This window comes from Streptomyces sp. NPDC005866 (assembly GCF_040629895.1).
In the GTDB taxonomy this organism is placed as follows: domain Bacteria; phylum Actinomycetota; class Actinomycetes; order Streptomycetales; family Streptomycetaceae; genus Streptomyces.
The window spans coordinates 296,893-310,045 of sequence record NZ_JBEXWP010000006.1 but is presented as its reverse complement, the minus strand read 5'-3'; the positions used below and the strand labels follow the sequence as shown (position 1 = coordinate 310,045).

Below are 13,153 nucleotides of genomic sequence, written 5' to 3'. Positions count from 1 at the left end.
CCGAGTCTAGGCACGCAGCGCCACCTCGGTGATGCGAAGCGTGAAATTCCCGGTGGCGGGGGAGCCAGGTGAGGTGAACGCGAAGAACCTCCCCGTCGGCTCCTGCGCCGTCGACACCCGTACCGGACGGCTGGGCATCGTCATGGGGCACGAAGGCCCCTATGTGCAGCTGCGGCCGTACGGGGGAGGGCGGGAGTGGGACGCCCACCCGGACGCCGTACGGATCGCGACCCAGTCGGAACGGCTCAGTGCGGCCACCGCCCACGCCAACGCGCGCAGCCGCGGCGAGGTGCCTTGAAGGTTCCCGTCCGGAACGATCCCCTGCCACGGCAGGGCAGAATGGGCCCATGAGCCTGTTCCGCGACGACGGCATCGTGCTGCGCACCCAGAAACTGGGTGAGGCGGACCGCATCATCACCCTGCTCACGCGCGGACACGGCCGGGTGCGGGCGGTCGCCCGTGGGGTGCGGCGGACCAAGTCGAAGTTCGGGGCGCGGCTGGAGCCGTTCTCCCATGTCGACGTGCAGTTCTTCGCGCGGGGGAGCGAACTGGTCGGGCGCGGGCTGCCGCTGTGCACACAGAGCGAGACCATCGCGCCGTACGGCGGCGGGATCGTCACCGACTACGCGCGGTACACCGCCGGGACGGCCATGCTGGAGACCGCCGAGCGGTTCACCGACCACGAGGGCGAGCCGGCCGTGCAGCAGTACCTGCTGCTCGTGGGCGCACTCAGGACACTCGCCCGCGGGGAGCACGCACCCCACCTGGTCCTCGACGCTTTCCTGCTGCGTTCCCTCGCCGTCAACGGCTACGCGCCCAGCTTCGACTCCTGTGCCAGGTGCGGGATGCCCGGCCCGAACCGTTTCTTCTCGGTCGCCTCCGGCGGCAGCGTCTGCGTCGACTGCCGGGTGCCCGGCAGCGTCGTACCCTCGCCGCAGACCCTGCTTCTCCTCGGTGCGCTGCTTACGGGAGACTGGGAGGCGGCGGACGCGGCCGAGGCACGGCACGTCCGGGAGGGAAGCGGGCTGGTGTCCGCCTATCTGCACTGGCACCTGGAGCGGGGGCTGCGCTCGCTCAGGTATGTAGAGAAGAGCTAGAGGGAGACGAGAAGCACATGGTCGTACGCGGGATCCTGGGGAGCCGGCGCCGCGAGTACAGGGCGCCGGAGCCGCACCCGTCCGGTGCCCGCCCGCCGAAGCTCCCGGGCGAACTGGTCCCGAACCATGTGGCCATCGTCATGGACGGCAACGGCCGCTGGGCGAAGGAGCGCGGGCTGCCGCGCACCGAGGGGCACAAGGTCGGCGCCGAGCGCGTCCTCGACGTGCTCCAGGGCTCCATCGAGATCGGCGTCCGGAACATCTCCCTCTACGCCTTCTCCACCGAGAACTGGAAGCGTTCGCCCGAAGAGGTCCGCTTCCTGATGAACTTCAACCGCGACTTCATCCGCAGGACCCGCGACCAGCTCGACGAACTCGGCATCCGGGTGCGCTGGGCGGGCCGGATGCCCCGGCTGTGGAAGTCGGTCGCCAAGGAGCTCCAGGTCGCCCAGGAACAGACCAAGGGCAACGACCTGCTCACTCTGTACTTCTGCATGAACTACGGCGGCCGGGCCGAGATCGTCGACGCGGTGCAGTCGATCGCCGAGGAGGTCAAGGCGGGCCGGCTCGACCCGTCGAAGGTCACCGAGAAGACCATCCAGAAGCACATGTACTACGGGGACATGCCGGACGTGGACATGTTCCTGCGCCCCAGCGGCGAGCAGCGCACCTCCAACTTCCTGCTCTGGCAGAGCGCTTACGCCGAGATGGTCTACCAGGACGTCCTGTGGCCCGACTTCGACCGCCGCGACCTGTGGCGGGCGTGCCTCGAATTCGCCTCCCGGGACCGGCGGTTCGGCGGTGCCATCCCCAACGAGGAGCTGCTGGCCATGGAGGGCGACCAGGCAGGCGACTGACGGCCACCCGCCGTTCACGAGGGCCGTCCAGGATGCGGGAGAGCGCCCCGTCAGGGGCGCGGGGCCTCATCGACATGCGGCTCCGCCGCCCGGGCGCGACCAGCCCCCCTCACCCGCAGCCGAACGACGGCTCAACCTGCGGCGCAGTCCGCACAGGTGCCGAAGATCTCCACCGTGTGCGCCACGTTCACATACCCGTGCTCCGACGCGATCGCCTCGGCCCACTTCTCGACGGCCGGTCCTTCCACCTCCACCGCCTTGCCGCAGACCCTGCAGACGAGGTGGTGGTGGTGTTCGCCGGTGGAGCAACGGCGGTAGACGGACTCGCCGTCTGACGTGCGCAGGACGTCCACCTCGCCGGCGTCGGCGAGGGTCTGGAGGGTGCGGTACACCGTGGTGAGGCCCACCGAGTCGCCCTTGTGCTTGAGCATGTCGTGCAGTTCCTGCGCGCTGCGGAACTCGTCGACCTCGTCAAGGGCCGCCGCCACGGCTGCCCGCTGGCGGGTCGAGCGGCCCTTCACGGGCGGTCCAGCGGTCGTCACCGGTTGCCTCCTCACGTCACTGTCTCTGCCGGGCCATTGTGCCAGCCCGGAGTGTGCGCGGTCAGACGCCGACCTCGTCGGCGGCCTCCCGACTGGCCGGAATCGCGCACTCCGCCGGATCCCCGGCGGGCCGCCGCCCGGCCGCCGCGCGGGCGCGTCGCCGCGCCAGCGGCGTGGCCAGCACGCTCAGCACGATGAACGCGGCGATCGTCAGCAGCACGATCGTCGCGCCCGGCGGAACGTACTGGTAGTACGACGTGATCGTGCCCCCGGTCGTCACCGTCACACCGATCGCGACGGCGATCGCGAACGTGGCCGCGAAGCTGCGGCTGAGCTGCTGGGCCGCGGCCACCGGCACGACCATGAGCGCGGAGACCAGCAGCAGGCCCACCACCCGCATAGCCACGGTCACCGTCACCGCCGCCGTGATCGCCGTCAGCAGGTTCAGCGCCCGCACCGGCAGGCCCGTCACCCGCGCGAACTCCTCGTCCTGGCTGACCGCGAACAGTTGCCGGCGCAGACCGAGAGTGACCAGGAGGACGAAGGCGGCGAGAACGCAGATCGCGGTCACGTCCGACTCCGACACCGTCGACAGCGAGCCGAAGAGGTACGACATCAGGTTGGCGTTGGAGCCGCCCGCGAGGTTGATCAGCATCACCCCGCCGGCCATACCGCCGTAGAAGAGCATCGCGAGGGCGATGTCGCCGCGGGTCCTGCCGTACCAGCGGATCAGCTCCATGAGGACGGCGCCCAGCACCGACACCGCCGTCGCCATCCAGACAGGGGAGGTCGAGAGCAGGAATCCGAGGCCGACGCCCGTCATGGCCACATGGCCGATGCCGTCGCCCATCAGGGCCTGGCGGCGCTGGACCAGGTAGATGCCGACGGCGGGCGCGGTGATGCCGACCAGGACGGCGGCGAGCAGGGCCCGCTGCATGAAGGCGTAGTTCAGGAAGTCCATCAGCTCAGCAGTCCCGTGCGGATCGGCTCATGCTCGTGGGGGTGTACGTGGTCGTGGCCGGGCAGGGCGTGCTGGCCGACCGCGCGCGGCGGTGGGCCGTCGTGCAGGACGCAGCCGTCGCGCAGGACGACCGCGCGGTCGATCAGCGGCTCCAGCGGGCCCAGTTCGTGCAGGACCAGCAGGACCGTGGTGCCCTGCTCGACCTGCTCGCGCAGCGTCCGCGCCAGGATCTCCTGGCTGGCCAGGTCGACGCCCGCCATCGGCTCGTCCATGATCAGCAGTTCGGGCCTGGCGACCAGGGCGCGGGCGATCAGCACCCGCTGGTGCTGGCCGCCGGAGAGCGCCTCGACGCTGTCCTTGGCCCGGTCCGCCATCCCCACCAGGCCGAGCGCGTGCCGTACGGCCTCGTGGTCGGCCTTGCGGAAGAGCCCGAAGCGGGTGCGGGAGAGACGGCCGGCGGAGACGACCTCGGTGACGGTGGCGGGGACACCGCCCGCGGCGGTGGTGCGCTGCGGGACGTAGCCGACCCGGGACCAGTCCTTGAAGGTACGGCGCGGGGTGCCGAAGAGGGTGATCTCGCCGCCGGCCGGCACCTGGCCGATGATCGTGCGGATCGCGGTCGACTTGCCGGAGCCGTTGGCGCCGAGCAGCGCGACGACCTCGCCGCGGTGCACGGTGAGGTCGATGCCCCGCAGCACGGGGCGCGAGCCCAGTTCGGCGGTGACACCGCGCAGGGATATGACGGGCTCGGCGGTCATCTCGTCTCCACTCACTTGGCGCCCAGTGCCCTCTGGAGCGCCTTGAGGTTGGCTTCCTGGACCGCGAAGTAGTCCTTGCCGCGGGATGTGGCGGTGATGCCCTCGATCGGGTCGAGGACGTCCGTCTTCAGCCCGGCGTCGGTGGCGACGGTCCTGGCGGTCTTGTCGCTGACGAGTGTCTCGTAGAAGACGGTGGTGGCGCCGTCGGCCTCGGCCATGGTCTCCAGGTCCTTCACCCGGGCCGCGCTCGGCTCCGACTCCGGGTCGAGGCCGTTGATGGCCTCCTCGGTCAGGCCGTAGCGCTCGGCGAGGTAGCCGAAGGCCGCGTGGGTGGTGATGAAGACCTTGGATTCGGTGTTCGCCAGGCCCGCCTTGAACTTCGTGTCGAGGTCGTTCAGCTGCTTCACCAGGGCCGCGGTGTTCTTCCTGTAGTCGGCCGCGTGGTCCGGGTCGGCCTTCTCGAAGGCCTTGCCCACCCCCTCGGCGACCTGGGCGTAGCGCACCGGGTCCAGCCAGATGTGGGGGTCGAGGCCGGACGCCTCCTCGTTCTTGGCGGTGTCGTGCGAGGCGGCGTGCCCGCCGACCTCGTTTCCGTGCTCCTCCAGCGTGGTCAGGGAGGCCGCGTCGATCTTCGTCTGCACGGACGACTGGGCGACCGCGTCGTCGACGGCGGGCTGGAGGTTCTTCAGATAGAGGACCGCGTCGGACTTCTCGATCCCGATGATCTGCTTGGGGCTGATCTCCAGGTCGTGCGGTTCCTGGCCGGGCGATGTGAGACTGGTGACGTGGACGTGGTTCCCGCCTATCCGACCGGCGAGGAAGGCCATCGGGTAGAACGACGTGACGACGTCGAACTTGCCGGTCCGGGTCGCCGAGGCGTCGCCGCCGCAGGCGGAGAGAGTCGCCATGCCGAGTGCGGTGACGGTGGTCGCGGCGGCCGTGGATATGAGGCGGCGTCGTACGTTCATGAGAGTCATTTTCAACAAATATGGAAACCGTTGTCAAAAGCATCGTAAGGCCTCGGTAAGCCGCGGGTGGCCTGTCCGTCATGGGGGACCGATTTGGTCGAGGGGGAGCCCCCGCCGGTAACCTGAGGCATTCGCTCTGAAGCTCGCTCCGAAGGCATCCTCGTAGGTATCCCCGAAGGTATCCCTGAAGGCACCCTCGAAGGCGTCCGGAAGAGCCGCTTCGTCGCCCGTCGTCGTAATGAAGAGAGCACCGTGGCCGCCGACAAGATCGACACCATCGTCAGCCTGAGCAAGCGCCGTGGCTTCGTATTCCCGTGCAGTGAGATCTACGGCGGCCAGCGCGCCGCCTGGGACTACGGGCCGCTGGGTGTCGAGCTCAAGGAGAACCTGAAGCGCCAGTGGTGGCGCTACATGGTGACGTCGCGCGAGGACGTGGTCGGTATCGACTCGTCCGTCATCCTGGCCCCGGAGGTCTGGGTGGCCTCCGGTCACGTCGCCACTTTCACGGACCCGCTGACCGAGTGCACCGCCTGCCACAAGCGGTTCCGCGCCGACCACCTGGAAGAGGCCTTCGAGGCCAAGCACGGCCGCCTCCCGGAGAACGGCCTGGCCGAGGTGAACTGCCCGAACTGCGGTAACAAGGGCCAGTTCACCGAGCCGAAGCAGTTCTCGGGTCTGCTGTCGACGCACCTCGGCCCGACGCAGGACAGCGGCTCGGTCGCCTATCTGCGCCCCGAGACCGCGCAGGGCATCTTCACCAACTTCGGCCAGGTACAGACCACCTCGCGTCGCAAGCCGCCGTTCGGCATCGCGCAGATGGGCAAGTCCTTCCGCAACGAGATCACGCCCGGCAACTTCATCTTCCGCACCCGCGAGTTCGAGCAGATGGAGATGGAGTTCTTCGTCAAGCCGGGCGAGGACGAGAAGTGGCAGGAGTACTGGATGGAGCAGCGCTGGAACTGGTACACCGGCCTGGGCCTGCGCGAGGAGAACATGCGGTGGTACGAGCACCCGAAGGAGAAGCTCTCCCACTACTCCAAGCGCACCGCTGACATCGAGTACCGCTTCCAGTTCGGCGGCAACGAGTGGGGCGAGCTGGAGGGCGTCGCCAACCGCACCGACTACGACCTGAACGCCCACTCCAAGGCCTCCGGCCAGGACCTCTCCTACTTCGACCAGGAGGCCGGGGAGCGCTGGACGCCGTACGTCATCGAGCCGGCGGCCGGTGTCGGGCGCGCGATGCTCGCCTTCCTGCTGGACGCGTACGTCGAGGACGAGGCGCCGAACGCCAAGGGCAAGCTGGAGAAGCGCACGGTGCTGCGCCTCGACCACCGTCTGGCGCCGGTGAAGGTCGCGGTGCTGCCGCTGTCCCGCAACCCCGAGCTGTCCCCGAAGGCCAAGGGGCTCGCCGCCACCCTGCGCCAGAACTGGAACATCGAGTTCGACGACGCCGGCGCCATCGGCCGCCGCTACCGCCGCCAGGACGAGATCGGTACGCCGTACTGCGTGACCGTCGACTTCGACACGCTGGAGGACAACGCGGTCACCGTCCGCGAGCGCGACTCCATGAAGCAGGAGCGGGTGTCGCTGGACCAGATCGAGGGCTACCTCGCCGGGCGTCTGCTGGGCGCCTAGGGTCCATCCGACTCAGGGGCCGTCCGCCTCCAGGGTCCATTCGCCGCGACGCCGGACGAGCCGACAGGGCTCGTCCGGCATCGCGTTTGCCGGGCTCAACGCCGCTGAAGTGCCTTCACGTTGTCCCCGAACGTCCAGTTCTTCGAGCCGTCCCAGTTGACCGACCAGGTCATCAGGCCCTTGAGGGACGTGCCGTAGTGGTTCCAGGCCTGCGCGACCAGGCTTGGTGACATATAGCCGCCGCCCGCGCCCGACTGCGCGGGCAGCCCCGGGACCTGCTTGTCGTAGGGCACCTTGATCGTCGTACCCTGCACGACCAGGCCCTTGTTGAGGCAGTCGGTCTGCGCGGTGAAGCCGGCGACCGTGCCCGCCGAGTAGGAGTCGCCGGAGCAGCCGTACATGCTGCCGTTGTAGTACTGCATGTTGAGCCACCACAGCCGGCCGTTGTCGGCGTACTTCTTGACGATCGGCAGGTAGGCGCCCCATATCGAGCCGTAGGTGATGCTGCCGCCGGTGACGTACGCCGTCTCCGGGGCCATGGTGAGGCCGAAGTTCGACGGCATCCGGGCCAGGATCCCGTCGACGATCCGGATCAGGTTGGCCTGGGAAGCCGAGAGTTGGGTGATCGAACCGCTGCCCACCAGGCCCGTCTCGATGTCTATGTCGATGCCGTCGAAGTTGTACTTCTTCAGGATCGGGACGATCGTCGCAACGAACCTGTCGGCCACGGCCGTGGAGCTGAGGTCGATGCCCGCCGCCGCGCCGCCGATCGACAGCAGGATCGTCTGCCCGGCCGCCTTGGCCGCGCACATCTCCGCGGGTGTCGCCACCTTCACGCCCGTGTCCATGCCGTCCTCCCACAGCGCGGTGCCGTCGGAGCGGATGACCGGGAAGGCCGCGTTGATCACGTTGTAGCCGTGGGCCGCGATCCGGGAGTCGGTGATGGGCGTCCACCCGAAGGGCGGGTGGACGCCGTTGGCCGAGCCGTCCCAGTTCTCCCAGTACCCCTGCAGGACCTTTCCGGCGGGCCTCGACTTCACGGCGCAGGTGTCGGCGGCGGAGGCGGGGGCGGCGGCGGGCAGCTGGGTGAGCGCGGCGGTGGCCAGGGCGGCGGCGAGCAGGCACAGGGCGCGGCGGAGCATACGGATCCTCCCGGTGGGGGTGCGGCGAGGTGTCGTAGGCATGACAGTGCTCGTGGTCCAGACCTCTCGTCAATAGGTCTGGACCGGAAACGGCGCGCGCCGATAGATGACTGGTGGGTATGGAATGACAGATATTGAAATCTGTCATCTGTCATGCCAAGGTGGTCCCATGACGATGAACACCCGAACCCTCGGATCCACCGGCCCCCAGGTCTCCGCCCTCGGCCTGGGCTGTATGGGCATGTCCGCCCTCTACGGCGAGGCCGACCGCGCCGAGTCGATCGCCACCATCCACGCCGCCCTCGAATCCGGCGTGACCCTGCTCGACACCGGCGACTTCTACGCCATGGGCCACAACGAGATGCTGATCGGCGAGGCCCTGCGCACCGCCCCCGCCGCCCTGCGTGAACAGGCGCTGACCAGCGTCAAGTTCGGCGCCCTGCGCGACCCGGCCGGCGGCTGGAACGCCTACGACGGCCGCCCGAACGCCGTCAAGAACTTCGCCGCGTACTCCCTCCAGCGCCTCGGCGTCGACCACATCGACGTCTACCGGATCGCCCGCGTCGACCCAGGCGTGCCGATCGAGGAGACGGTCGGCGCGATCAAGGAACTGGTCGATCAGGGATACGTCCGGCACATCGGCCTCAGCGAGGCCGGCCCGGACAACATCCGGCGGGCCGCCGCCACCGCCCCCATCACCGACGTGCAGATCGAGTACGCGATCATCACCCGCGACATCGAGCGGGAGATCCTGCCGACCACCCGTGAACTGGGCATCGGCATCACGGCGTACGGCGTGCTCTCCCGTGGCCTGATCTCCGGCCACTTCACCCGCGAGCGGCAGCTCGCCGCGCACGACTTCCGCGCCCACTCGCCCCGCTTCCAGGGCGAGAACCTCCAGCACAACCTCGACCTCGTCGAGGCGTTGCGCAAGATCGCCGAAGAGAAGGGCGTCACGGTCGCGCAGATCGCCATCGCCTGGGTGCTCTCCCGCGGCGAGGACATCGTGCCGCTCGTCGGCGCCCGCACCCGGGAGCGGCTCACGGAGTCGCTGGGCGCGCTCGACGTGACGCTGGACGCGGCGGACCTCGCGGCCATCGAGGAGGCGGTACCTGCGGACGCGGCGGCGGGCACCCGCTACCCGGCCGCGCAGATGTCCCACCTCGGCACCGAGCACTGACGACGGCTTTGGGTACCGTCTAGGTCATGACAGCCACGTCCCCGCCCCCGACCCTCACCGCCGAGCGCATCCTCGAGGCGACCGAGGAGGTGCTGCGCCGGCACGGCCCGGCCAAGGCCACCGTGGTGGACGTGGCCCGCGCGCTCGGCGTCAGTCACGGCAGTGTCTACCGGCACTTCCGCACCAAGGCGGCGCTGCGGGAGGCCGTGACCAAGCGGTGGCTGGACCGCACCTCGCGGGTGCTGTCCGTCATCGTGGCTGAGGACCGCGCTCCGGAGGACCGGCTGCGCGACTGGCTGCGGGCGCTCTTCGACGCCAAGCGCCGCAAGTCGGGCGACGACCCTGAGCTGTTCGCCACCTACATGGTGCTGGTCGACGAGAACGGCCCGGCGGTCACCGAGCACATAGACGACCTGACCGGCCAGCTCACCGAGATACTCCGGGACGGGGCCGGCACGGGCGTCTTCACCGTGCCCGACCCCGCCGCCGCGGCCCGCGTCGTCTTCCAGGCCACCGGCCGCTTCCACGACCCGTGCTACGCACGCGAGTGGGTACGGCCGGAGGCCGAGGCGGACTTCGCCTCGATGGTGGAACTCCTGCTGCGCGGCCTCAGTTCACCTTGACGGTGACCGTGGGGGAGTGGACCTTGCCGGCCGCGATCCGCAGATGCTGGTGCCCTTGGTGTTGAGCTTCGCGGTCAGTGAGTAGGCGCTGCCGTTCTTGACCTTGGCGCTCACCTTGAGCGGGATCCACTTGCCGCCGTTCTGGTGCTGGAGCACCAACTGTGTGCCGATCTTCAGGCCCTTGGTGCGACCGGTGAAGGTCACCGTTTCACCGGCCTTGACCGAGGTCTTGCTCGCCTTGATCGTGATCGAGCCCATGGTGGACATGGACGGGCTCGGCTTCGGCGTGGGGATGCTGGCCGCCGCGTTCGGCTTGGCCTCCCGGGCCATCGGCGCGGACCCCGCGGCCTCCATGGCCCCGACGGTCACGACCTCGACGTCGTCACCCCGGGCGACCAGCCCGACGGCTCCGCGGACCGTGCCGTCGTCGACGTAACGGCGCAGGGTGGTGTGGAGCGGGGTCACGGTCATCGGTCGTCCCTCCGGCGGGTGCGCTTGTGTACGACTCCCACGCCGGCGGAAAGTCATCGGGAGGGCTGGGCTCCCGCGGGGTCCACGGTGGCCTGGTGGGCCTCGGCCAGATGCTCCTCCGCCTTCAGCCAGGGCAGGAACTGCGCGCCCTGCCGCCAGCCGCAGGTGTCACACCTGATCGTGCGCTGGATGCCGGTGCGCTGCACCTGCACGGTGTGTTCCCGCCCGTGCTGGTCCCAGCGGCTGACCTTGCTCGAGTCGATCTGTGACATGACGCCTCCGAGTCCGTGCCCGACTGCCGTTCGGCACGTGTCGACGGGAGGAGTGTGCAGCAAGACCAACATCAACAGGGATTTCTTCACAGCGAGTTGGCCAAGCCGTCTCCGGGTGGCCGGATTCCGGCCGCTGGGCAGGCCATTCCGGTGTACATGCCAGCAGTCGGCTCAAGGGCCGGACCACGCGCCCGACTTGGTGTACCGGCGGAAACCCTGGACACGGCATTGACCAAGGCTCAAGATGAGAGCGACCTTAGCTGAAGCGGCCACCGGCACGGAGAGGCGATGCTGCCGGATCCTCAACGTTTCCTGGCCGTCTCCGGCCGCCGGATCGCTCGCGCCGAGGGCGCGGCCCAGGTCGTCAGGGAGCTGTGCCTGTCGACCGTCCCGGACCTGGCGGACGGGGTGTTCGTCTACCTCGCCGACCGTCGGCAGGACCCGGACGGCCGGTTGCGCCTGCTGCTGGACGGGCTGCCGGCCGAACTCGGCGGTCTGATGGGCGGAACACCCCCGGCCGCGGCCCAGGTGCCGCCCGACGGCGTGCTGGCCGGGTTCCTGCGCTGCGGCAGGGCGCGCGGCAGAGGCCCCGACGACGTCGAGGAGGTCCTCCATGAGCTCCTGGGGGCCACGCCCCGCCTCCCGCAGGGAAACAGGGTCCTGCTCGCCCCGCTGCGCGCGCCCGACGCCGTCGTGGGCCTGGCGGTGTTCCTGCGGCGCATGGACCGGGAGGACTTCGTGGCGGACGACATCGACCTGGCCGACGCGCTGTCCGCACAGGCCGCGCTCGGCGTGAGCGAGGACACCGCCACCCCGCGGGACCGGCCCGCCGCCGCGCCCAAGGCCCCGGACGAGGACCGCCTGCGCTACGTCGGCGCCGCCACCCGCCGGATCGCCCGCGGTTTCGACACCGACGAGATCGTGCTCGGCCTGTGCCGGGCCGCCGTACCGACGTACTCGGACGCGGCCCTCGTCTATCTGCGCGACCCGCTGCCGGTCGGCGACGAACGCCCCAGCGGCCCCGCCGTGCTGCGACTGCGCCGCACCGACCGGATCAGGGGACCCGGCGCCGAGGGCCTGGTCTGGCCGGCGGAGACCGTGGACGACGAGCAGGACGAGCTGGACGCGGCCGACTGGAGCGAGGTGGTACCCGGCGGGGCGCTCGCCGAGGTGCTGCGCGGCGTCCGGCCGGTGTTCGCCGGCGACCCGGCGACCCGGGCCGCGCTGAGCGAACTCGTCGGCGAGGACAGCGGGTTGAACGGCTGGTCCGGTACGCACGCGATCCTCGCCCCGCTGCGCGGCCGCCGCCGGGTCACCGGCGCGGTGGTCTTCCTGCGCCGCCCGGAACGTCCGGCGTTCGAACCCGCCGACCTCCTGGTCGCCGCCCAGCTGGCCACCCACACCGCGCTCGGTGTCGACAAGGCGGTGCTGTACAGCCGCGAGGCCTTCATCGCCGACCGGCTCCAGCGTGCGATGCTGCCGCAGACCCTGCCCCGGCCCACCGGCGCCCGGCTGGCCTTCCGCTATCTCCCCGCCGCCGAGACCGCACGCGTCGGCGGCGACTGGTACGACGCGATCCCGCTGCCCGGCAGCCGGGTCGCCCTCGTCGTCGGCGACGTCATGGGGCACTCCATGACCTCGGCCGCCGTCATGGGCCAGCTGCGCACCACCGCGGTGACCCTGGCCGGCCTCGACCTGCCCCCGCAGGAGGTGCTCCACCACCTCGACGAGCAGGCCCAGCGGCTGGGCACCGACCGCATGGCGACCTGCCAGTACGTCGTCTACGACCCGGTGGCGCACCGCATCACCGTCGCCAACGCCGGCCATCCGCCGCCGATCCTGCTGCACCCCGGCGGCAAGACGGAGGTCCTCACCGTGCCACCCGGCGCCCCGATCGGCGTCGGTGGCATCGACTTCGAGGCGGTCGAGCTGGACGCGCCCGCCGGGGCGACCCTGCTCCTCTACACCGACGGGCTGGTCGAGTCCCGGCTGCGTGACGTGTGGACCGGCATCGAGCAACTGCGTGAAAGGCTCGCCGCCACCGCCCAGTTGACCGGCCCCGACCGGCCGCCTCCGCTGGAGGCGCTGTGCGACGAGGTCCTCGACATGCTCGGGCCGGGCGACCGGGACGACGACATCGCGCTGCTCGCCGCCCGCTTCGACGGCATCGCGCCGAGCGACGTGGCGTACTGGACGCTCGAACCCGAGGACAGCAGCCCCGGCCAGGCTCGCCGGGTCACCCGGCAGGCCCTGACCGGCTGGGGCCTTGAGGAACTCATCGACACCGCCGAGCTGCTGGTCAGCGAGATCGTCACCAACGCCGCACGCCACGCCTCCCGCCCGATCAGCCTGCGGCTGCTGCGCACCGACGTGCTGCGCTGCGAGGTCGGCGACGACGTGCCGCAACTGCCCAGGCTGCGCCGGGCCCTGCCCAGCGAGGAGCACGGGCGCGGCCTGTACCTCGTGAACAGGCTCGCCCGGCGCTGGGGCACGACCCGGCTGGGCACCGGCAAGATCGTCTGGTTCGAACTGGGCGGCAACAGCGGCTAGTGCCGCAACAGGCAACGTTCGCCTCGCCGCGACGCCCGGCACGCACTCTCGCCGCACCGGCCGAAAGCCCAAGTACGTCCAGTACGAGGGCTTCCGG

14 protein-coding genes are annotated in these 13,153 nt (G+C 70.3%); 7 read left to right on the top strand and 7 right to left on the bottom strand.

The features are described from left to right. Nucleotides 1-73: 73 nt before the first annotated feature. The 3 genes from ABZ396_RS12315 to ABZ396_RS12305 are packed head-to-tail and all read left to right on the top strand — an operon-like array spanning nucleotide 74 to nucleotide 1,954. Nucleotides 74-298, top strand: a complete 225-nt coding sequence (locus tag ABZ396_RS12315; RefSeq protein ID WP_358916219.1) for a hypothetical protein — start codon at nucleotides 74-76, stop codon at nucleotides 296-298. A gap of 49 nt (nucleotides 299-347) precedes the next feature. After that, nucleotides 348-1,097: a DNA repair protein RecO gene (recO, locus tag ABZ396_RS12310; protein WP_358916076.1), complete on the top strand. Its 750-nt coding sequence runs from the start codon at nucleotides 348-350 to the stop codon at nucleotides 1,095-1,097. Between the two features lie 17 nt (nucleotides 1,098-1,114). Continuing rightward, nucleotides 1,115-1,954 carry an isoprenyl transferase gene (locus ABZ396_RS12305; protein ID WP_358916075.1) on the top strand — a complete coding sequence of 280 codons (840 nt, stop codon included), beginning with the start codon at nucleotides 1,115-1,117 and terminating at the stop codon, nucleotides 1,952-1,954. A gap of 131 nt (nucleotides 1,955-2,085) precedes the next feature. On the opposite strand, the gene ABZ396_RS12300 is transcribed toward ABZ396_RS12305, so the two are convergent. The 4 genes from ABZ396_RS12300 to ABZ396_RS12285 form a co-directional block, all read right to left on the bottom strand. Next, entirely contained in the window at nucleotides 2,086-2,496 is a 411-nt protein-coding gene (locus ABZ396_RS12300; RefSeq protein WP_358916073.1) for a transcriptional repressor, read from the bottom strand. Nucleotides 2,497-2,557: 61 nt separating this feature from the next. Next, a complete protein-coding gene (locus ABZ396_RS12295; RefSeq protein WP_358916071.1) occupies nucleotides 2,558-3,457 on the bottom strand; it encodes a metal ABC transporter permease in 900 nt (299 codons plus the stop codon). Continuing rightward, complete coding sequence (locus ABZ396_RS12290; protein WP_358916069.1) at nucleotides 3,457-4,215, bottom strand: metal ABC transporter ATP-binding protein; 759 nt, start codon at nucleotides 4,213-4,215, stop codon at nucleotides 3,457-3,459. The genes ABZ396_RS12295 and ABZ396_RS12290 overlap by 1 nt, the downstream gene beginning before the upstream one ends. 11 nt (nucleotides 4,216-4,226) lie before the next feature. Next, nucleotides 4,227-5,183, bottom strand: coding sequence for a metal ABC transporter substrate-binding protein (locus ABZ396_RS12285; RefSeq protein WP_358916067.1), 957 nt, complete (start codon nucleotides 5,181-5,183; stop codon nucleotides 4,227-4,229). A 252-nt stretch (nucleotides 5,184-5,435) separates the two neighbouring features. On the opposite strand from ABZ396_RS12285, the gene ABZ396_RS12280 reads away from it, so the two are divergent. Beyond that, nucleotides 5,436-6,818 carry a glycine--tRNA ligase gene (locus tag ABZ396_RS12280; RefSeq protein ID WP_358916066.1) on the top strand — a complete coding sequence of 461 codons (1,383 nt, stop codon included), beginning with the start codon at nucleotides 5,436-5,438 and terminating at the stop codon, nucleotides 6,816-6,818. Between the two features lie 95 nt (nucleotides 6,819-6,913). Here the strand turns inward: ABZ396_RS12280 and ABZ396_RS12275 are convergent, their stop codons facing one another. Beyond that, nucleotides 6,914-7,960, bottom strand: a complete 1,047-nt coding sequence (locus ABZ396_RS12275) for a chitinase (RefSeq protein ID WP_358916064.1) — start codon at nucleotides 7,958-7,960, stop codon at nucleotides 6,914-6,916. 169 nt (nucleotides 7,961-8,129) lie between these two features. On the opposite strand from ABZ396_RS12275, the gene ABZ396_RS12270 reads away from it, so the two are divergent. Both ABZ396_RS12270 and ABZ396_RS12265 read left to right on the top strand, forming a co-directional pair. Beyond that, the gene (locus ABZ396_RS12270; RefSeq protein ID WP_358916062.1) at nucleotides 8,130-9,140 is read left to right on the top strand and encodes an aldo/keto reductase; all 1,011 of its coding nucleotides are present in this window, start codon (nucleotides 8,130-8,132) and stop codon (nucleotides 9,138-9,140) included. Between the two features lie 26 nt (nucleotides 9,141-9,166). Continuing rightward, nucleotides 9,167-9,763, top strand: a complete 597-nt coding sequence (locus ABZ396_RS12265) for a TetR family transcriptional regulator (protein ID WP_358916060.1) — start codon at nucleotides 9,167-9,169, stop codon at nucleotides 9,761-9,763. Here the strand turns inward: ABZ396_RS12265 and ABZ396_RS12260 are convergent. Both ABZ396_RS12260 and ABZ396_RS12255 read right to left on the bottom strand, forming a co-directional pair. After that, entirely contained in the window at nucleotides 9,755-10,234 is a 480-nt protein-coding gene (locus tag ABZ396_RS12260) for a hypothetical protein (protein ID WP_358916058.1), read from the bottom strand. The two genes, ABZ396_RS12265 and ABZ396_RS12260, sit on opposite strands and share 9 nt — an antisense overlap. Before the next feature lie 53 nt (nucleotides 10,235-10,287). Beyond that, nucleotides 10,288-10,506, bottom strand: coding sequence for a hypothetical protein (locus tag ABZ396_RS12255; protein WP_358916056.1), 219 nt, complete (start codon nucleotides 10,504-10,506; stop codon nucleotides 10,288-10,290). 288 nt (nucleotides 10,507-10,794) lie between these two features. Between ABZ396_RS12255 and ABZ396_RS12250 the strand changes: the two genes are divergently transcribed. Next, nucleotides 10,795-13,056, top strand: a complete 2,262-nt coding sequence (locus ABZ396_RS12250) for a SpoIIE family protein phosphatase (protein ID WP_358916054.1) — start codon at nucleotides 10,795-10,797, stop codon at nucleotides 13,054-13,056. Nucleotides 13,057-13,153 lie beyond the last annotated feature (97 nt).